A 20,195-nucleotide genomic window follows, 5' to 3' on the forward strand; every position below is an offset into this window, starting at 1 on the left:
CATTGGCGAGTGTTCACCGCTCCCAAGCCGGGGCCCTCTCCGCGTCTTGCCTTCCGTAGCGCTCGATCGCCTCACGGACAATATTCCGTGCGATCGCCCCTTCATCAACCAGCGCGTTCAACGCAGCAATCACGATGGCCGCGCGGTCCACTTCGAAGAACGCACGCAACGCTGCACGCGTGTCGCTGCGCCCGAAGCCGTCTGTTCCAAGGGTCACGTATCGACGCGGCACGTATGCACGGATCAGCTCAGGCACGGCACGCACGTAGTCCGTCGCGGCGATCACCGGCCCGCGCGACGCGGCAAGCGCGGCCGTCGCATACGGCACCGCCCTTGCCTCATCATTGAACAGACGCCTTGCTCGTTCCGTCGCCACGCCATCGCGATGCAGCTCCGTGAAGCTCGTAACGCTCCACACCGCTGCGTCAATGTTCCAGTCGTCCTTCAGCATGCGCGCGGCCGCCTGAACCTCGCCCAGAATCGCTCCCGAACCGAGCAGTTGAACCTCTGCGCCTTCCAACGACGCCGCATCGAGCGAATAGATGCCCTTCAGCACGCCCTCTCGAACCCGTTCGACATCGACCGAAGGCATTGATGGCTGCGCGTAGTTCTCGTTCATCACGGTGAGGTAATAGAACACGTCATGCTGGCGTTCGATCATCTCGCGCATGCCTTCGTCGACGATGATCGCTACCTCGTACGCGAAAGCGGGGTCGTAGGCCCGGCAATTCGGTACCGCCGACGCCGCGAGATGGCTCGTGCCGTCTTGATGCTGCAGGCCCTCGCCGCCGAGCGTTGTCTTGCCTGCCGTGGCGCCGATCAGGAAGCCGCGGGCGCGCTGGTCGGCGGCGGCCCAGATCAGGTCGCCGATGCGCTGGAAACCGAACATCGAATAGTAGATGTAGTACGGCAGCATCGGCAGGTCGTGGACACTGTACGAGGTCGCCGCCGCGATCCACGACGACACCGCGCCCGCTTCAGAAATGCCCTCTTCGAGAATCTGCCCCCTCATGTCTTCACGGTAGTACAACATCGAGCCGAGGTCTTCCGGCTCGTAGAGCTGGCCTAGCGGCGAATAGATGCCAACTTGGCGGAACAGGTTCGCCATGCCGAACGTGCGCGCCTCGTCCGCAACGACGGGCACGATGCGCGGGCCGAGAGACGCGTCCTTCAGCAGACTGCCGAGCATGCGCACGATCGCCATCGTGGTCGACATTTCCTTACCGTTCGCTTCCAGCGCAAATTGCCCCCAGGACGGCAGCGCTGGCACGGTCGGTACCTCCGATGCCACGCTCCGCCTTCTGGGCAGATAGCCTCCCAAGGCAGCCCGGCGCACATGCAGGTACTGCATTTCCGGACTGTTTTCTGCGGGCTTGTAGAACTTCAACTGCTCGACGTCATCGTCGGTCAGCGGCAAACGGAAACGGTCGCGGAATGCCTTCAATTGTTCGACGTCGAGCTTCTTCTGCTGGTGCGTGGTCATGCGGCCCTGACCGATCGGCCCCATGCCGAAACCCTTCATCGTCTTCGCAAGGATCACCGTGGGTTGGCCGCGATGCTTCAACGCTTTGTCGTAGGCCGCATGGAGCTTGCGCGCGTCATGACCACCGCGCCGCAGACGGTCGATGTCATCGTTGCTCAAATGCGCTGCAAGTGCGGCAAGTTCGGCGTTCTGGCCGAAGAAGCGCTCGCGGTTATACGCGCCGTCGTTGGCCGAGAAGGTCTGGAATTGCCCGTCGACGGTGTTCGCGAATGCGCGCAGCAATGCGCCGGTGCGATCGCGCGCAAAGAGCGCATCCCAGTCCGAGCCCCACAACACCTTGATCACGTTCCAGCCCGCGCCCGTGAACTGCGCCTCCAGCTCATCGATGATGCGGCCGTTGCTGCGCACGGGACCGTCGAGCCGCTGCAGATTGCAATTGATCACGAACACCAGATTGTCGAGACCTTCACGCGCCGCGAGCGACAATGCGCCGATCGATTCGGGCTCGTCCATCTCGCCGTCGCCGAAGAAGCCCCAGACCTTGCGACCCTCGGTCTTCAGCAAACCCCGGTTTTGCAGGTAACGCATGAAGCGCGCCTGATAGATAGCATTGATCGGACCGATGCCCATCGAACCCGTCGGAAACTGCCAGAAATCCGGCATCAACCATGGGTGCGGATACGAACACAGCCCCGGCCCCGCGATTTCACGCCGATAGTGTTCGAGGTGAGTCTCGTCCAGGAAGCCTTCCAGATACGCTCGTGCGTAGACACCCGGCGACGAATGGGGCTGGAAGTATACGAGATCGTCGCCATGCGCATCGGCCGATCCGCGGAAAAAATGATTGAAGCCGACTTCGAACAGATCCGCTGCCGACGCGTAGCTCGCGATATGCCCACCTAGTTCACCATATGCGCGATTGGCGCGCACTACCATCGCCAGCGCGTTCCAACGCAACGCGGCGGCTAGCTTCTCCTCGATGTCGAGGTCACCCGGATACGGGGGCTGCTGATCGACGGAGATCGTGTTCGCATAGGGCGTTACGTTCGCGCGCGCCGTCGCGATGCCCCGCGTCAGCGCGTGAGCGGCCAGCCGATCGAACAGGTACTGCGCGCGCTCGACGCCGACGCAACGAACGACCCCATCCAGCGCGTCCAACCATTCGGCTGTCTCCTGTGGATCATGGTCTTCTAGGGCTCGACTGAGGGCGAGAACTGGTTGAGTACCGCTCGATAAATCGGTCATGGCACAACTCCGAACTAGAAATGGACGTCTGACGCAACCCGAAAATATTGAATCAGCTTACCCGCCAAGTCGCAGAATGTGCATCTCTTTTGCCTGTTAACACGCTTTACGATAGTGTATCTATTCTCACAAATAATCAATTTACGGAATATTTACACTATGTCATCCGAACCCAGATCCGCCGCGAAGCGGCTCGACCGTATCGACATTGCGATCCTTCAGCATCTTCAGAAGGACGCCCGCATCACGAACGCCGAGCTGGCGCGCGCCGTCAACCTGTCGTCAACGCCCTGCTTCAACCGTGTGCGCGCGCTCGAAAAGCTCGGCCTGTTTCGGCAGCATGTGTCGCTGCTCGACGCCGAGGCGCTCGGGCTACGCCTCAATGTCTTTATTCAGGTAAGTCTCGAAAGGCAGGTCGAAAACGCGCTGAGCCGCTTCGAGCAGGCGGTTGGCGAGCGACCTGAGGTCATGGAGTGCTATCTGATGACGGGCGATGCCGACTATCTGCTGCGCGTCGTCATGCCCGATATGCAAAGCCTCGAGCGGTTTATCGTGCAGTGGCTCACAAAAATACCCGGCGTATCGAATATCCGGTCCAGCTTCGCGCTCAAGCAAGTGCGCTACAAGACCGCGTTGCCGCTGCCCGTCGGGGGCCTGACGCTACCGGCAAACGACGAGACGCCGCTCGAGTGGACTTGAGCTCGCCTCGATGCGAGAGGCAATCGTATGCGTGGTGTGGAGGCATGCGCGTGCGGACGGTCTCTCATGCCCGTCGCTTCGATCAATGGAATCGGTCTTTCCAAAGACGCATCAGGGTGAACGCGGTAAGCCGATCGGTGACTGGCGCGCCGAACCGCGTTGTCAGCCTCGCTTGAACGGTCGGCTCATCCACCCTGAGGAATGGATTGACTGCCTTCTCATGCCCTATCGTGGTCGGCAGGGTCGGTTGGCCATCCGTGCGAAGGGTCTTCACAGCTGCCAGCCACTGATCGGCGTGACCATTCCCTGGCTCACAGGCTACCGCAAACAGGGCATTGGACAAGGTGTACTCGTGTGCGCAATGGACATGAGTCGAAGAAGGAAGCCCCGCCAGGATATCAAGGGAGGCAAGCATCTGCTCCGACGTTCCTTCGAACAGTCTGCCGCATCCGCTGGCAAAAAGCGTGTCGCCGCAGAACAGATGCGGTGCACCCTCTGCTTCGGCAGGCTGATAGTACGCAATATGTCCCAAGGTGTGTCCCGGGACGTCGATCACCGTCGCTTCGAAAGCCGGGTGTTCAATCCTGACTTTGCCGCCGTGCGACAAGCGCGTCGAGACATTCGGAATGTCTTCCCCTGCAGGACCGTAGACCCGTATGTCCGTACTTTCCGGCCACGCCGCAAGCAGCGATTCAACGCCCCCCACGTGGTCATGATGGTGATGCGTAAGCAAGATTGCCCTGAGACGTAATCCATGTTGCTTGCAGTAAGCCGTGACCGGCGCCGCCTCACCGGGATCCACGACGAGGCAATCGACCCCGTCAGTCACCAGCCAGATGTAGTTATCGTCGAATGCCGGGATGGGATGGTATTGCAGTGCTTTCATCTGAGATCGCTATTCGGGTTGGACTCGGCGTCAGCGCCATCCGTCAAGACATGGAAATTTGACTTTAGGGTTCGTGTCGCGGGCAGCGGGTTCACGGGTGTCTCTTCATCGGCGTGCAGGAGATCCACGCCAGCAGCCCCAGCAGCAGGCTTGCGATCACCCCGCCCGCTACGAATGCGACAGCGCCGGCTTTGCTGTCAGGCGCGTCAAGCACATTGATGACCAACCGTGCGTTGAGCACGGTAATGCCGACAATGGCGATCCATGCGGTCAACCTGACCCAAGGCGGATTGGCAAACGCCCCCATGATTGTCCGGCTGTTGGTGAAACGCAGCAGCGGCACCATCGCAAACGGCAGTTGAAGACTCAGCACTACCTGACTGAGTACCAGCAATTGCATGACGCCCTTGTCACCCGTGAAGGACAGCACGGACACTGCCGGAATGATCGCCAAGCCCCGGGTGAGGATTCGCCGCAACACCGGATTCAGGCGAATGCGCAAAAATCCGTCCATGACGATTTGTCCGGCAAGCGTACCGGTGATGGTCGAGCTCTGGCCCGCGGCGAGCAAGCCGACCGCAAACGCCAGCGATGCTGCCGACGTACCCAGCAACGGCGTAAGCAGTTCGTGCGCCTGACGCAGGTCCGTTGCAACAATGCCGCGAGTGAAGAATGTCGCCGACGAGAGAACCAGGACCGCCGCGTTGAACACGAACGCAACGTTGAGTGAGAGCGCTGTGTCGATGAAGTTGAAGCGGATCGCCTCGCGTCGCGCACAGGGACTGCTGTCGATGCGGCGGGTCTGCACCAGGGATGAATGGAGGTAGAGATTGTGCGGCATCACCGTGGCGCCGAGAATGCCGATGGCAATGTACAGCATCGACGAGTCCAGCCTGGGGACGAATCCGCCGGCAATGCCGCGCCAGGACGGACCCGCCAGATACCACTCCAGGCCCAGGCAGACACCGACCGTCAGGATCAGCGCCGCCACGACTGCCTCGAGCTTGCGGATTCCGAAATACTGCATCGACATGATGAACACGACATCGAAGCCCGTAATGACCGAGCCCCACACCAACGGAATGCCGAATAGCAGGTTCAGCGCGATCGCGCTGCCCAGGACTTCGGCCAGATCGCAGGCGATGATGGCGATTTCGCACAGTAGCCACAACGATATCGCGACCGAGCGGGGATAGTAGGCGCGGCAGGCCTGAGCCAGGTCCTTGTTGGCGACGATGCCCAGCCGTGCCGCAAGTGACTGCAGCAACAGGGCAATCAGGTTGGCTGCGAGCAGAACCCACAACAACTGGTAGCCGAAGCGGGAGCCTCCCTCCAGGTCGGTCGCCCAGTTGCCGGGGTCGATGTAGCCGACACTCACCATCGCTGCGGGGCCGACATACCCCAACAGACGCCGTCCGCCGGGCGCAATCGCACGAATATCGATACTTTGGCCGAGATCGGTCATCTTATTACCTGTGCAGGTGAGCTTGCGTACACGTGGGCGCCACATCCAGCGGCTACACGCTGGCCGCAGCCGAGCGGCTGCCCGCACCCTGGCATTGACGGCACCCGCCGGGTGTGACGGGCGCCGTGCCGGGACCGCGGCTCACGCGCGGTCATAGACCTGCCTGTCCAGTTCCGTACGCGCCGGCGGCAACGCGTACTGAGGTTCAGCCAGTTTCTGCGGCGGTGCGCTCGCAGGTGACTGCGGGTAGGCGTTGTCGCTGTGGCCGATCAAACCCTGGGCTTGGGCCTGTTCGAGTTCCGTCTGGACTTGAGCGCGCGTCAAGCGGCCACCGGATCCCGCCAGTTGGTCAATCTCCGAGCCGGGCAATGAACCGCCCGGTATTCCATCGGCCGCAAGGGTAGCGCCGGCACACACCATGAGAGCCATACAGACAGATGTCATGGCAAGGTTCGAATGCTTCATGATTTAACTCCTCTCGATAGGGATACATAAGTTATTGACGGCTTTGTAATGACGGCGCCTTTCTCAAGCGGAGCAGGCCGTATCCGCTCCGGTGGGCACCTCGGTGTTGGTCCGCGCCGAAGCACGTCAACGCGGCAAATGCGTGACAACTTCAACCAGCGGCGTGAACAGTTGCAACCAGCCCAGCACGACTATCGAAACGCCCACCCCACGCTGCAGCAAACGCAGACGTGCGTGTCCGTTCCCAAGCGGCGTGCCGGGTTGGCCGGGCAAGCGGGATTCCGTATTCATGTACCGTCATCCTTGTGTGGAGAAGACCTGTGTCATGACCGACCGAAGTTCTCCATGCCGCCACCCAATGCAGGGCTCGCGGTCGGATCAACGTACTCGGGCTTCTTGGCCACCAGCGTTTGTGTCGTGAGGATGAGTCCTGCCACTGAAGCGGCATTGCGTACGGCGCTATAGCTGACCTTGACCGGATCGATGATGCCGGCCTCGGCCAAGTCAACGAAGGTGTTGTTGCGCGCGTCGAAGCCGACGCCGTTCGGCGTCAGCGCGGCACGGGCAACAATCGCATCGCCGTTGAGGCCACGATTGACGGCGATCTGGTGCAGTGGTCGCACGAGGGCGCCTTGCAGCAGGCGCACGCCTTCGCGAACGCTGCCTTCGTGGCGGGCAATCAGCCCCTCGAGTTCACCCGCCACGCGCAGCAAGGCGCTGCCCCCTCCCGGTACCACGCCTTCCTCGATCGCGGCGCGCGCCGCATGGACCGCGTCTTCGATCAGATGCAGGCGACGCTTTTGCTCGACGGGTGTGGCGCCGCCGGCCAGGATCATCGCGGTGCCGCCTGAGAGCTTGGCCAGCCGTTCCTTGATCTTGTCGCGCTCGACGTTCTGCGGCGCCATTTCGTACTGCCGGGCCACCTGCTGCCGCCGTGCCGCGACGGCTGCGGCATCGCCACCACCCGCCGTGATAATGGTCTGGTTGGCCGAAATGCGGATTTGCCGCGCGCTACCCAAGTCGCGCCACTGCACGTCGACGATGCACCCGCCCAGGTCGCGCGAAAGCACACGTCCCCCGGTGACGATGCCGATGTCTTCAAGCATCGCCTTGCGCCAATGACCGTACTCGGGCGGGTGAATCGCCGCCACGGGCACGCCGCGCTTTTCGCTCCAGGCAAGCAGCGCGACGACACAGGCAGGGGCGACCTCCTCGGCAATGACCAGCAGCGGCCGTTCACTGTCTCCGACCACGCGCTGCAATGCGGCAACCTCATCCTGCGTCTGCAGCTTCTGGTCGGTCATCAGGATCACGGGATTTTCCAGGACCACCTGCATGCGCTCGACATCGGTGACCATGTGATGCGAGAGATATCCCCGGTCGAAGGCCATGCCATCGACGACTTCAAGGATCGTCTCCACCGTGCTGCCGTACTCGACCTCGACAATGCCGTTGGCTCCGACCCGCTCCAGCGCGTCGGCCACGAGTGCGCCAGTTACGTCGTCGTTAGCCGCCACCACGGCGACCGCGCGAAGGTCCGCGCTCCCCGCAAGCGGCGAGGCAGCGCGCTTGAGCGCGGCGATCGTCTCTGCGACGGCAAGGTCCAGTCCCTCGACGAGTTCGACCGGATTCGCGCCCTCCGCCAGACAGGCCAGGCCGCCCTGCACGAGCGCATCGGCCAATACGGTCGCGGTGGTGGTGCCGTCACCCGCAACTTCATTGGTCTGCCGTGACACCTCGCGCACCACCTGCGCGCCAATGTTCTCGAACGGGTCTTCGAGTTCGATCTCGCTGGCGATGCTCACGCCATCCCGGGAAATGATCGGTGTGCCTATCGGGCGATCAATGATCGCGTTCATTCCACGCGGACCGAGCGTGCCTCGTACGGTGCGGGCCAGCTTGGCCACGCCCCGACCGAGCGCCGTGCGGGCTTCCTCGTCGTGCAACATGATGTTGGGCATGTTTGTCTCCTTGCATTGTCTCGTCCTGCCGGACGGTTTTATGGACTTGCTTTGTCAACTGTCCTCCCTGCGCCGGAGGACTTGGGCGATGCGTGCCGTTCGCTCTATGGACTGCGTGCTCGGGCCTGCCGGCGACGCATCGAAACGCGGCCCGCGCCCGTCCTCTCAGCCGGACAGGGCCGCGTTGCGCGTCACTCGTACGCCATCGCGTCTTCCATGTTGCCGAACAGCACCACCGTGTTGTCGTCGATCATCACCATGCGCCCGTAGTGGGTCGACGTGGAGATCTCGAACAGATGCGGGGTCATCTCGCGGCCGAGCACCTCGCTGATCTCGTTCATCTTGAACTCGATCTTGCCTTCGCCATCGATGCGGATCATCGCCGGAAGGTAGGTAACCTTGATGCCGGGCTTGGAATGCATCAGCTCGGCAATGGCGCGGGCTTCGACGCTATCGTTCATGGTCACGCCGCACTGATGGGAAATCGTGTCTTCGAAACGAATTTCCGAAAACGATTTGAAGATGTTGTCAGGCTCTTGTTGAGTAGACATGGGAAGGTCCTTGGGTTTTGCTGATGGATTGGCAAACGGGCTCAGGCAGCCAGGCAGGCCGGCAGCTCGACGCCGATCTGGCTGGCGATGTGCCGTGCACGCTCGAGCGCACTGTCGAGTACACCGTCGAATTGCGCGACCTTGACGTGGGGCAGCGACCAGATCGGCTGCAACTGCTTGGCCGCCGACAATGCAAGTTCGCCGTATTGCGCGAGCCAGCGAGCGAACAACTTCCGGTTGTGAGCACCGTGCTCGGGATCGTTGGCCAGGATATGGAACAGATCCACCGCGTTGGCCAGGTTGCGTTGATAGTCGCCCTCGGCCGACGAGACTACCGTGGGCGTGACGAAGTCGTTCTGCGCCGCGGCAACCTGCATGATGAAGCCGCTACGGAACAGTTCTGCGACCAGAGGCTCGAATACGACGTTGACGGAGAAATACTTTTCAAGATAATCCGTTGCGCCGCCGATCGTTTCGATCAACTTGCGTGTACCCTGCCAGATCGGATCGTTCAGCCAGTGTTCCTTGCCCGCATCGATGTTGAATCCGCCGATGTCCAGTCCGATATCGCTGAGATATAGCGTCAGGTCCTGAGCGAATCGCAGCTTGTACGACGAATTCGTCAAAATCGCGCTATTGATCATCTGCGTATAGCCATAGCGCTGCGCGTGCATGGTCGCCGTCCCGAGACCGAACTCGGCGTGCTTGTACGCGCTCACGTGCTGCTCGAGGACTTTCACCCACGTTTTGTCGAAGCGAGCGGGAGCGCCGGAGCGACGGGCGTTCTCGATCGCGTGCGTCACCATGCCTACGATGGTCGACTGGCGTTGGTAGTGCGTGCGCTCCCACTCCTCGTCGACGGCCCGGAACACGTGCCAATTCGAACTCCTGGCTTCGGTCCAGTCCTCCGAGTAGGTAGACGTGCCGTCGGGAAACGACAGAATCCAGTCCTGCAGCAGATACCGCTTCGGGTCCGGCTGCACGTCGAGCGTCATGTCCTCGTAGTGGGTCGCCTTTCGCCCTTTCGGTTCGTAGTAGTTGTACTTCCGGCTGTCCCACCCCGGGAACTGAGCGGCACCTGCGGCCCCGGACGTCACAGGTGTCGATTCATCTCGTACTGCACTCATGTTCATTCTCCTAAATTGACTTATGGTTTCAACAACGCGTTTGTGCTGGCCACCACCGTTCGCTCAGCGCGCAGCCGGCGTGAACTTGTCGAAATAGATGTGCTCGGGCGCGACGCCGGCGCGCTGCAACACCGGCAGCAGCGCATCGATCATCGGGGGCGGACCGCACGAGAAGGCGTCCATCTGCCCCTCGAGCTGTTCGGCCCGCAGCGTGCGCTCGACCACGTCGTGGATATAGCCGGTCTCGCCAGTCCACGCGTCGTCGTCCGATGGTTGCGACAGTGCTGGAATGAAGCGGAAGTCATCGAGCTTCTGCTCAAGCTCGGCGAACTGTTCCATGTAGAACAGGTCGCGCCGATTACGCGCGCCATAGAAGAACCGCACAGGGCGCTGTTCCCCGCTTTGCATGTGGTCGTTCAGGATGGACCACAGCGGAGACATGCCTGAGCCGCCCCCCACCAGGATCAGCGGCCCCGGCCGTCCTTCGCGCCGGAAGCAGCCGCCATACGGACCTTTGACCCGCACGGGGGTGCCAACCTCCAGCGATCCGTCGAGCAGGGAAGAAAACGCGCCGTCCGGGTATTTCTTGATGATGAACTCCAGCTGAGTCGGCTGGTTCGGCGTGTTCGCCATCGAATAGGAGCGCATGATGCCGATGCCGGGCACCGTCAGTTCGACAAACTGCCCGGCCCAGAACTTCAAGGGCTCGTCGAGCTGCACTTGCAGTAGCCGGATGTCGTGGGTCAGGGTCTTGATGCCGGCGAGCTTCCCCTGGAACTCCTTGACTGCGATGGAACGGCTCAATACGTCCTCGTCGTAGTTGAGCAGTTCTACGGTGATGTCGCTATATGCATAGGTCCGGCACAGCAGGATATGTCCCGTATCGCGCTCGTAGTCCGGCAATGCGAAGGTCGAATACTTCTGCACCTCCGCATCGCCATCCACGAGTACGCACTTGCAACTGCTGCACTGACCTTCGCGGCAACCATGCATGACCGCGATGCCCTGGCGGAAGGCGGCGTCGAGCACCCACTCGCCCTCCTCGACCTCCATCTCGACACCGACCGGCTCGAACCGGACGGTATGTACACGTTTCTCAGACATATCAGTTCTCTTTCATTTTTGCCCGTGGCGGCGCGTCCGGCCGGGATGCCGGCTGAACGCGCATGAACACTATTACGCGGCGAACGGGTTGATCTTGAAGCCCGCCCGGTACTCGGCGATGTGTTTCTCGCGTTGCTCGGGCGTCATTTCACGCAGCAGGATCAGCGGGCTCTGGAGCTTGTGACCGCGGACGTGGTCGAGTGTCCACATCTGCTTTTCGTCGAAGCGCAGGTGCGGCTGCGAGACAAGGGTCTTCCCGTCGGGGCGAACGAATCCGAGGTCCTTGACAACGTCGGCGAGGTCCCAACCGTGGTAGCACTCCTCCCACTCGCGGCGGCCGCTGAAGCGGCCCATTGCCGGTGTCGGCCGGCCTTCATACTCGGCGGCAAAGGCGACCTTGTGCGTCCAGCGGCACAGGTCCGAGCAATAGGTGTAGAGCTGGCCGTCTACTTCGTCGGTCACGAAATCCTCGCGGATCAGGCACGGCACCATGCAACTCCAGCAGCGGTGCGGGTACACGTAGCCGTTTTCCTGGTCGAACAGGATGTTGGTCTCGCCCGGCACACTCTTCTTCGCGTACCACTTCCAGAAGTCGCCAAACTCCGCATACCAGCCCGGGTATTTGTGCTCGAACCATTCGAAGTCCTTCTCCGTCTGGGCTTCGATGCGCCAGAAGTTCACCGGCCAGCCGACCGCAAAGAACTGTGCGACCTTGTGAACGTAGTTCTTCTTGACGAGCCGATCCCATGCCGCGCTGACGTCGTCGTGATGGATCTTGATGCCGTATTTCTCGAGCGGCAGCATGTAGGTACGGTAGTAGTCTTCATAAATCCAGCGGTGCCACAGTTCAGCATAGGACTCCTTACTCTTGCTGCGATCCGTCGTGCCGTATTCAATGATCGTGCCAATGGCAGCATCGACGATCGCGTGGTTCTGCCAGAATGCGTAACGGATGTCGCGCTCGAGCAGCAGGTGGTTGTCCGGATCGTTGATGACCGACATCAACAGCGAGTGGCCGTTGCCGATGTGGCGGCTTTCATCCGACTGGACCGAGAGGAACACTGTGGGCAGCGCATAGTCGCCGTTGCGGGCGGCTTCAGATGGCATGGCCACGAACAGCGTATTGGTGAAGCCTGTCTCGGCAACCACTTGCAGGTAGATGTTGGCGGCGGTCAGCGCATCACCCGTCAGGAAGCCTTCACCGAACTGGCGTCCAATGGTGGTGGCGTAGCACTTGCCGAAGGCGGCTTCGGTGATGTCGAATCCGGCCGGGTCGATGTAGTTTTCCATGTACCACTTCTTCAGGTTCATCTGAATCGTGGAGTGGCGGAATTCGTCGACCATCTGCATGGTGAAGCCGGTGCGCAGTTCCTCCCCTGGCGCCAGGCGGCCAAGCATCGACATCGAGCGCGCAGCCGAGATCTCGGGGAACGGAATGATCGCCAGAAACAGCTTCATCCACTCAACCCAACGGGCTTCTACATTACGGAACATGTCACCGCGTAGCGCGGCGTCGAGTGCGCCGTAAACACGGTTATCTTTTTCCTCCTGCATCGGGAAATAAGAGCGAAGCACTTGCTTCATCGGGTCACGCGGCGCTTTGCTTATTTTGTAGTCCGTCGGAAACGTCATCGCTTCCTGCACGTAGCTCGGCTGCCAGCCGAGATCCGCAATGCGCTTCGCCGCTTCGCCAATGCTTATGCCTTTCTGTGACGTGATCTTGTTCAACGTCAGCGTGTCTGCCATGGGTCTTCTCCTGTGATGGTTGCTGTCCGTACAACGGCAGATGTGTGCGTGGCGCGTCCACCACTGCCGTTGCCTTGATCGATGTCCGGACGCTTGCTTGAACAGGAAGGCGTTGGCAGCGATCGCGCCACTTGAGAGGCGTCGCTCGACTTGTCCTTGCGTCTCCATGTTCTTCTTGTTGTGCGCCGTCAACTCTTCGGCGCCGGCCATCGACCTGCACTCATACGAGCAAGTCGCGTGCCATGCGCAAGGCGCCTGCTACTGCCCTGATTTCAATGGGAGTTTTGTACGAGGCGGATTGAGGGGGGTCTTGTTTTGCGACAGCCCGGCTGTGGGTGCGTCTCAATATCGGACGGAGCGGGCCGACGCGTAACGCGCGGCGGTGCGGACGAATCGAACCACACAGCCGCCCGATTTTCGGACAGGTGCCGACCAGGCAATCGTGTGTAGGCGTCCGATTTTACGACAGGCAAATTTACGCACTGACGGCAGCGCAAAAATATCCAAATGGATTCAAAGGCTTGGAAAGCATCCGGCCGACCTTCGAGGGCTGGCATGCAAGCTGCTTTCATGTATTGCCATCATCACCATCTTTATCGAGGAGGCACGTTGCCTAAATACATTCATTCCATGATTCGTGTGCGCGAGCTGGCGCCCGCCATTCGTTTCTATACGCAGGGCTTTGGTCTGCGAGAGTCGCATCGGCTCGACTTCCCCTCCTTCACCCTGGTGTACCTGCGCGACCCGGAAAGCGGCTTTGAGATCGAGTTGACTCAAAACAAGGGGCGCACCGAACCGTATGACCTTGGAACAGGGTATGGGCATATGGCGTTCTGCACCGATGACCTCGACGCGTTGCGGCAGTCGCTGGATGCGCTCGGCGGCCAGCCGACCGACATCAAGTCATTGTCCATCGATGGCGAGCCGGTCGCGCAGTTCTTCTTCGTGACCGACCCGGACGGTTACAAGATCGAGGTGCTCAAGAAGGCCGGGCACTACGTGTAGAGAACAACAAGCAAGCAGCTTCCATCTCACCAGGAGACAAAAAATGATCCCCATGTTCTTCAAGCCGCGTCAAACGGAAGGTCGCGCAACCGCAGACAGCGACGGCGAGCCCAGCAGCATTGCCCGCCGCAACGTCATGAAGGCCTCGGCGCTGCTGACCGGCGTGCTGGCCGCACAAAGCGCAGTCGGGTTACTGGCCCCCAGCTTGGCTTGGGCGCTCGAAGTGAAGCATCTCAACCAAGCGCAGGCCGATGCAGTGCTGGCGCTCATCAAGACGCTGTACCCCCACAGGAACCTGCCCGACGCCATCTACGCGCTCGCGGTCAAGGACGTCGACGGTCTCGCCGCAGGCGCGGATGGCCGACAGTTGGTCGCGAACGGCGTGCGCCGGCTGAACGCCAAGGCGGGAGGCAGGTGGTCAAAGCTGTCCGCTGAGGCACGACACAAGATCGTCGCAGATCTGATCGAGGATCCGTTCGTCCAGAAGGTGCGCGGCATGTGCCTGACGTCGCTGTATGACAACGAGCTGGCTTTCGCACATTTCGGGTACCAGGGTGAGGCGTTCTCGAAGGGCGGCTACGTCTTCCGCGGCTTCAACGACCTGACGTGGCTGCCCAACCCGCCGGCCAGCGCCAGTCCGGCATTGGCTGCCTGATACATCGATAACAATTCAGAGGAGAACGAAATCATGACTCAATTCTCGCTTGACGACGACTCGGTCGTCGTCATTATCGGCTCTGGCGCGGGTGGTGGAACCTTGGCGAATGAACTCTGCCAGAAGGGCGTCAAGGTTGTGTTGCTCGAAGCCGGCCAACGTCAGTCGTCGGCAACCTTCATCAACGACGAGTGGCCGTCCTTCAAGCAATTGGCCTGGACCGACAAGCGGACCACGTCCGGGAGTTGGCGCGTGGCGCTCGACTTCCCGAACCTGCCCGCATGGATCTGCAAGACCGTTGGCGGAACGACGACCCATTGGGCTGGCGCATCGTTGCGTTTTCATGAGCACGAGCTCAAGGCACGCACCCACTATGGCGCGGTGGCCGGGGCCAACCTGCTCGACTGGCCGATCAGCCTTGCGGATCTCGAGCCATATTACGCCAAGGCCGAAGACAAGATGGGCGTGACGCGCACCAACGACATTGCGGGCCTGCCCGGCAACAACAACTTCAAGGTGATGTACAACGGCGCCACCAAGCTTGGCTACAAACAGTGCAGTACCGGGCGCATGGCCATCAACAGTGCGCCGCGCGCGGGCCGCGGCCGCTGCATGCAATTGGGCTTCTGCTTCCAGGGTTGCAAGTCGGGCGCCAAATGGTCAACCCTTTACACCGAGATTCCCGCCGCCGAAACGACCGGCAACCTGGAGCTGCGCACCCAGGCCCACGTCACCCAGATCGAACACAATAGCCAGGGCAAGGTCACCGGGGTCGTTTACTACGACGCTCAAGGCAAGCAACAGCGTCAGAAGGCTCGCGTCGTATGCGTTGCCGGGAATTCGATCGAAACCCCGCGCTTGCTGCTGCTTTCGGCCAGCGGAAAATTCCCGCACGGACTCGCCAACAGTTCGGACCAGGTCGGGCGCAACTATATGCGGCACATGACAGGCTCGGTATATGCGTACTTCGACCATCCGGTGCATTTCTATCGCGGCACGGTGATGGCCGGCATCATCCAGGACGAAGTCGAACACAATCCGAAGCGGGGTTTCGTCGGCGGATACGAGATGGAGACCATCTCGCTGGGTCTTTCGTTCTACGCTGCTTTTCTCAACCCGGGTTCATGGGGTCCGGAGTTCGCCGACTTCATCGACAACTACGCCAACACGGCCGGCATGTGGCTGGTTGGCGAAGACATGCCTCAGCAATCAAACCGCGTGACGCTGAATTCCGCGGCCAAGGACCAGTACGGTTTGCCGGTACCGAACGTCCACTATGACGACCACCCGAACGACATCGCGATGCGCGAGCACGCCTATCGTCAAGGTGAGGCGGTCTATCGAGCCGTTGGTGCCAAGAAGGTGATGCGCACGCCGCCGTATCCGTCCACGCACAATCTTGGTACCTGCCGCATGAGCGACAAGCCCGAGGACGGTGTGTGCAACAAGCACGGGCAAACCCACGATATCGCCAACCTGTTCATTTCGGATGGCAGCCAGTTCACCTCGAGCGCAGCCGAAAACCCCACGCTGACGATCGTCACCCTGGCAATTCGTCAGGCTGACTTCATCGCGCAGCAGATGTCCCGCGGGGCGATCTGACATGGAGCCAGGCAGCATGGACATCTCAATCAGTCGCCTTCTCATCACAGCATTGACGTCAGGCGGGGTATTCCTGGCGCTCCAATGCTTCGCAGCGGACACGCCGGCGAACATCCAGCGCGTGCTCGACACCAACAATTGCAGTGCCTGTCATGGCAAGACGGAACCGGTCGTAGGGCCGGCCTTCAATGCCGTCGCCGCAAAGTACGCGAACACTCCGGACGCAGCGGATCGGTTGGTGGGGAAGGTACGTAGCGGCGGCAGTGGCGTCTGGGGTCAGGTGGCGATGCCACCCAACCCCGGCATCACGGACGCGGACTTGCGTACGGTCCTCGCATGGATCCTGAAACAGACACCCGGGCATCAGTGAGTGCCGCGAGGTGATGCGGCCCGCGCGCGGGCATTTTTTGCGGCCGCGCTCATGCTCGGGCAGGCCGTGCGTTTTCTTCCGTCGGCCACGCGTCCGGGAATCGGACACCTGAACCCGGCGCGTGGCACACAGTTCGTACGGTTTTGCGACACGAAATCCCCCGCCTGACGTCGCGCGGCGTACGGACCCAGAGAAATCGCCTTTTGAATCAATGCTCTATCGGGCATGAGGACTTGACAACCGGGCGTGGCACAAAAGCTGCAAACAAGAAGGCATAAAGCCGGCACACCGGCGAACGGAATCCGAACCTGCCGCAGGCACGACAAAAGAGCAGGTAGCCAAAAGGGTTCCGACAAAACAGAACCCCTCAGGGGCAAAGGAGACAATCCCATGAAGGCTGCCGTACTGCATGAGTACGACGAGCACCTCGTAAACGATGCGTGGTTGCGCTGCGAGGAGGTCGAAGATCCCAGGATTGAACGGCCGACAGACGTCATCGTCCGCGTCGGTGGAGCAGGCGTATGCCGCACTGACCTGCATGTTATCGAAGGTATCTGGCGCGGCAAGGCCGACGTGGCGCTGCCCCACATCCTCGGACACGAGAACGCCGGGTGGGTCGAAGCCACGGGCAGCGCGGTCGAGCATGTCAAGGTCGGCGATCCGGTCATCTGTCACCCGCTGGTGACTGGCGGTCACTGCCTGGCCTGCCGGCGCGGAAACGACATGCATGCCGCCGAGAGTCGCTTCCCCGGTATCAACGCCAACGGCGGTTACGCTGAGTACATGCTCACGGGCGAGCGTTCGCTTATCAAACTGCCGAAATCGCTGGCGCCCAAGGACGTGGCGCCATACACGGATGCGGGCTTGACCGCGTATCACGCCGCACGCAAGGCCGCACACCATCTGCTCCCGGGGCAGTACGCCGTGGTGATCGGAGCCGGCGGGCTGGGGCACATTGGCATTCAAGTGCTTCACGCCTTGTGCGCCGCGGAAATCATCGTGATCGACCGCACGGAACAGGCGCTGCACCTGGCTGCCGATTGTGGCGCGCAACACTTGGTCATGGGTGACGAACATGTCGTCGACCGAGTGCTTGAACTGACGGGCGGACATGGTGCAGAGGCGGTACTGGACTTCGTCGGCGAGGGCGATTCAGTCGCCAACGGGTTGGCCATGACGCGCAATGCCGGCTTCTATTACGTAGTCGGCTACGGCGGGCGCCTTGAAGTGCCGACCATCGACCTGATCACCAGTGAAAAGACCATCGTGGGCAACCTGGTGGGCACTTACCCCGAACTGATGGAACTCATGGCGCTGGCCGATAGCGGACGCGTGCGCCTTGCCACGCGCGAGTATTCCCTGGCGGACGCCAATCTCGCGCTCAAGGATCTTCACCATGGCCGTGTGGTAGGCCGTGCAGTGTTACTTCCATAGGACGGCATCACACATTGCGTGGAGGCTGAAATGACACGTATTCCCGTCAGCGTTCTTACGGGTTTTCTCGGTGCAGGAAAGACCACCCTGCTCAACAGGATCCTCGGCGAATCGCATGGCAAACGCTACGCGGTGATCGTCAACGAGTACGGCAAGCTCGGTATCGATGGCGACCTGGTGATGGGCGCCGAGGATGAAGTGCTGGAACTCAACAACGGTTGCCTGTGCTGCAAGGTGCGCGGTGACCTGATCCGAGTGGTGTCAGCGCTGCTCAGGCGCAAAGGCACGCTCGACGGCATTCTGATCGAGACGTCCGGGCTTGCCGACCCGGCGCCGGTCATCCAGACGTTTTTCGCAGATGACTACATTCGGCAGCATACCTGTATTGACACCGTTATCTGCGTTGCTGACGCCCGACATCTGCAGCGCCAGCTTTCAGACAACTGTGAAGCGGCACAGCAACTGGCGCAGGCCGACACCGTCGTCCTCAACAAGGTCGACCTGCTTGAACCTGGCACGGCCTCCGAAGCGGACGCACTGAGTGCGCTGGACGATTCCGTGCGGGCGATCAATCCGACCGCCCAGTTGCTGCACGGCGTGCGATGCGATGTGCCACTCGACCTGCTGCTCGGGCGTAGCGCATTCGATCCGGGGCGTCTGCGTCTGAACCCGTTGCGCCCCGTACTGGCCACGGCCAAGGGCGACGCGCCGGGCCGCCTCATGACGATTACGCCGGCCCGCCACAGTCATGGCATCGAATGCGCTTCGTTCCAGCTCGAACGGCCGCTGGCTCGCGAGCGGTTCCTGCCCTGGTTGCAACAACTCGTGCGCGAACGCGGCCAGGACCTGCTTCGGCTCAAGGGTATCGTCGATCTCGACGACAGTGACCGGCGCCTGGTGTTCCAGGGCGTACACATGACGCTTGACCTGGTGTTCGGCACCTCGTGGGAGCCATGCGAGCAGCGCGACAGCCGCCTGGTCTTCATTGGCCGCAACCTCAACCAGCAAAGCCTGCGCAAGGAACTGGATACCTGCGGAGCGCACCGATGAACATGCCGGCCTGCAGTCTGATTGAATGGCTGGGCGCCCAGTGGCACCTTGACGCGCCGGTGGTGGCGCTGGCCTGGAACGCGAAGTCGCGAGTATTCGGTTTCGCGCTGGGCGACGGCTCACTCGCGCTCGCAGATACCGGGTGGCCGGCAGGGCCTCGCATTCTGACACACGCCGACGGCCGCGCCGAGGTCGCCGTGCAGCAGGAACCACCGCCGTCCCCGCGGTACGTGCCCGCGCATCAGGGTGTCTGCCTGGCCCTCGTGGCGGATGCCGGCGACGGCTTCCTGAGCGGTGGCGACGACGGCCGTCTGGTGCGCACTTCACGGCAGGGCGCCACGGATGTTCTTGCTGACAACGCAGGGCTTTGGATCGATCACGTTGCCGCGAGCGCGACGGGCTGGCGCGCGTTCTCCTGCGGCCGTCATGTGCACCTCCTCAAACGCGATGACGAAAACGTCGATATTTGCGTCGATGTGCACGCTTCGGCGACCGCGCTGGCGTTCGACCCGACCGGGTCGCGGCTCGCGGTCGCGTACCACGGCGGCGTCACACTCTGGCCCGTGGATGGCGAGCCGCACCAGCTCGCCTGGCCGGGTTACCACCGTGCGGTGGCGTGGTCGCGCGACGGCCGCTACCTCTTTACCGGCATGCAGGAAAACGCCTTGCACGGTTGGCGGCTGGCCGACTACGGCGATATCGAGATGGGCGGATATCCCGGGCAACCGCTGTCGCTTTCCTTCATGGCGGGGGGCCAAATGCTGGCCACCAGCGGCGCGCCTCGCGTCACGTGCTGGCACTTCGACACCCCGGGCCGCGATGCGCAGCCCGTGCAATGCGGCATCGCGAGCAAGACGCCGGTCACCGTAGTGGCTTGTCATCCCACGCAAGCGCTGATCGCCGCCGGCTACCACAACGGTGCGGTGCTCCTTACGCAGCCGGGTTCCGAGGACGTCCTGTTCATCAAGGGCTCCGGCGGTGGCACGGTCAGCGCCTTGGCGTGGTCGGATGACGGCACTCACCTGGCGCTAGGCACCGAGAGCGGCCACATCGGCTGGGTCAACCTGCCGGCATCCCTGTTTCGTTTCAACGCCGGCGCTTGACGTGACCGGCCCTGCATCCACCCACTATCGAGGAAACGACTATGAGTGAGAGCACATCAGCAAGCGTGGAGGCCGCATCCAAGGATCTCTTTTTCCAACAACTGGGCGCGCTCGCCGACGCGATGATCAATGCACACGGCAAGGAGTTTGCGATGGGCGCCTTGATCCTGGCGGCGCGGTTCATTGCCGAAGGCAAGCCTACCGCGATGAAAGAAAGCGAACCTGCCGGCTAATGCAACGGCGC

At 61.6% G+C, this 20,195-nt stretch carries 19 protein-coding genes; 9 read left to right on the forward strand and 10 right to left on the reverse strand.

Annotated features, from left to right (window positions below; translation table 11 throughout):
- Positions 1-13: 13 nt before the first annotated feature.
- Positions 14-2,728, reverse strand: coding sequence for an alpha-ketoglutarate dehydrogenase (gene mdeB, locus PTE30175_RS20085; RefSeq protein WP_150698847.1), 2,715 nt, complete (start codon positions 2,726-2,728; stop codon positions 14-16).
- Between the two features lie 159 nt (positions 2,729-2,887).
- Between mdeB and PTE30175_RS20090 the strand changes: the two genes are divergently transcribed.
- The gene (locus PTE30175_RS20090) at positions 2,888-3,427 is read left to right on the forward strand and encodes an Lrp/AsnC family transcriptional regulator (protein ID WP_150698848.1); all 540 of its coding nucleotides are present in this window, start codon (positions 2,888-2,890) and stop codon (positions 3,425-3,427) included.
- Positions 3,428-3,509: 82 nt separating this feature from the next.
- Here PTE30175_RS20090 and gloB read toward each other — a convergent pair whose 3' ends face one another.
- The 9 genes from gloB to PTE30175_RS20130 all read right to left on the reverse strand — a co-directional run bounded on the left by gloB (position 3,510) and on the right by PTE30175_RS20130 (position 12,732).
- Positions 3,510-4,313 (reverse strand): hydroxyacylglutathione hydrolase, encoded by an 804-nt coding sequence (gloB, locus tag PTE30175_RS20095; RefSeq protein WP_150698849.1) that lies wholly within the window; start codon positions 4,311-4,313, stop codon positions 3,510-3,512.
- A 91-nt stretch (positions 4,314-4,404) separates the two neighbouring features.
- Entirely contained in the window at positions 4,405-5,778 is a 1,374-nt protein-coding gene (locus tag PTE30175_RS20100) for an Nramp family divalent metal transporter (protein ID WP_150698850.1), read from the reverse strand.
- A gap of 141 nt (positions 5,779-5,919) precedes the next feature.
- Positions 5,920-6,243, reverse strand: coding sequence for a DUF4148 domain-containing protein (locus PTE30175_RS20105; RefSeq protein WP_150698851.1), 324 nt, complete (start codon positions 6,241-6,243; stop codon positions 5,920-5,922).
- Between the two features lie 126 nt (positions 6,244-6,369).
- The gene (locus PTE30175_RS28315; protein WP_191629152.1) at positions 6,370-6,534 is read right to left on the reverse strand and encodes a hypothetical protein; all 165 of its coding nucleotides are present in this window, start codon (positions 6,532-6,534) and stop codon (positions 6,370-6,372) included.
- Between the two features lie 32 nt (positions 6,535-6,566).
- Positions 6,567-8,204: a molecular chaperone GroEL gene (gene groEL, locus PTE30175_RS20110; RefSeq protein ID WP_150698852.1), complete on the reverse strand. Its 1,638-nt coding sequence runs from the start codon at positions 8,202-8,204 to the stop codon at positions 6,567-6,569.
- A gap of 191 nt (positions 8,205-8,395) precedes the next feature.
- The gene (locus PTE30175_RS20115; RefSeq protein ID WP_150698853.1) at positions 8,396-8,755 is read right to left on the reverse strand and encodes an MmoB/DmpM family protein; all 360 of its coding nucleotides are present in this window, start codon (positions 8,753-8,755) and stop codon (positions 8,396-8,398) included.
- Positions 8,756-8,796: 41 nt separating this feature from the next.
- A complete protein-coding gene (locus PTE30175_RS20120) occupies positions 8,797-9,882 on the reverse strand; it encodes an aromatic/alkene monooxygenase hydroxylase subunit beta (RefSeq protein ID WP_150698854.1) in 1,086 nt (361 codons plus the stop codon).
- Between the two features lie 63 nt (positions 9,883-9,945).
- Positions 9,946-10,986: an FAD-binding oxidoreductase gene (locus tag PTE30175_RS20125; RefSeq protein ID WP_150698855.1), complete on the reverse strand. Its 1,041-nt coding sequence runs from the start codon at positions 10,984-10,986 to the stop codon at positions 9,946-9,948.
- A gap of 72 nt (positions 10,987-11,058) precedes the next feature.
- Positions 11,059-12,732 carry an aromatic/alkene/methane monooxygenase hydroxylase/oxygenase subunit alpha gene (locus PTE30175_RS20130; protein WP_150698856.1) on the reverse strand — a complete coding sequence of 558 codons (1,674 nt, stop codon included), beginning with the start codon at positions 12,730-12,732 and terminating at the stop codon, positions 11,059-11,061.
- 609 nt (positions 12,733-13,341) lie between these two features.
- Between PTE30175_RS20130 and PTE30175_RS20135 the strand changes: the two genes are divergently transcribed.
- From PTE30175_RS20135 to PTE30175_RS20170, 8 genes are all read left to right on the forward strand, one after another.
- On the forward strand, positions 13,342-13,737 hold the full coding sequence (locus PTE30175_RS20135) for a VOC family protein (RefSeq protein ID WP_150698918.1): 396 nt from the start codon (positions 13,342-13,344) through the stop codon (positions 13,735-13,737).
- A gap of 43 nt (positions 13,738-13,780) precedes the next feature.
- Entirely contained in the window at positions 13,781-14,392 is a 612-nt protein-coding gene (locus PTE30175_RS20140) for a tat (twin-arginine translocation) pathway signal sequence (protein WP_224788886.1), read from the forward strand.
- Between the two features lie 33 nt (positions 14,393-14,425).
- Complete coding sequence (locus PTE30175_RS20145) at positions 14,426-15,994, forward strand: GMC family oxidoreductase (protein ID WP_150698857.1); 1,569 nt, start codon at positions 14,426-14,428, stop codon at positions 15,992-15,994.
- Between the two features lie 16 nt (positions 15,995-16,010).
- Positions 16,011-16,364 (forward strand): c-type cytochrome, encoded by a 354-nt coding sequence (locus tag PTE30175_RS20150; RefSeq protein WP_150698858.1) that lies wholly within the window; start codon positions 16,011-16,013, stop codon positions 16,362-16,364.
- 390 nt (positions 16,365-16,754) lie between these two features.
- Positions 16,755-17,798 carry an NAD(P)-dependent alcohol dehydrogenase gene (locus PTE30175_RS20155; RefSeq protein ID WP_150698859.1) on the forward strand — a complete coding sequence of 348 codons (1,044 nt, stop codon included), beginning with the start codon at positions 16,755-16,757 and terminating at the stop codon, positions 17,796-17,798.
- Between the two features lie 30 nt (positions 17,799-17,828).
- The gene (locus tag PTE30175_RS20160; protein ID WP_150698860.1) at positions 17,829-18,848 is read left to right on the forward strand and encodes a CobW family GTP-binding protein; all 1,020 of its coding nucleotides are present in this window, start codon (positions 17,829-17,831) and stop codon (positions 18,846-18,848) included.
- The gene (locus tag PTE30175_RS20165) at positions 18,845-19,951 is read left to right on the forward strand and encodes a WD40 repeat domain-containing protein (RefSeq protein ID WP_150698861.1); all 1,107 of its coding nucleotides are present in this window, start codon (positions 18,845-18,847) and stop codon (positions 19,949-19,951) included. Before PTE30175_RS20160 ends, PTE30175_RS20165 begins: the two co-directional genes overlap by 4 nt.
- Positions 19,952-19,992: 41 nt before the next feature.
- Positions 19,993-20,184 carry a hypothetical protein gene (locus PTE30175_RS20170; RefSeq protein WP_150698862.1) on the forward strand — a complete coding sequence of 64 codons (192 nt, stop codon included), beginning with the start codon at positions 19,993-19,995 and terminating at the stop codon, positions 20,182-20,184.
- The last annotated feature ends 11 nt before the right edge of the window (positions 20,185-20,195 follow it).

Origin of the sequence: Pandoraea terrae, from assembly GCF_902459695.1 — a bacterium.
Classification (GTDB): Bacteria; Pseudomonadota; Gammaproteobacteria; order Burkholderiales; family Burkholderiaceae; genus Pandoraea; species Pandoraea terrae.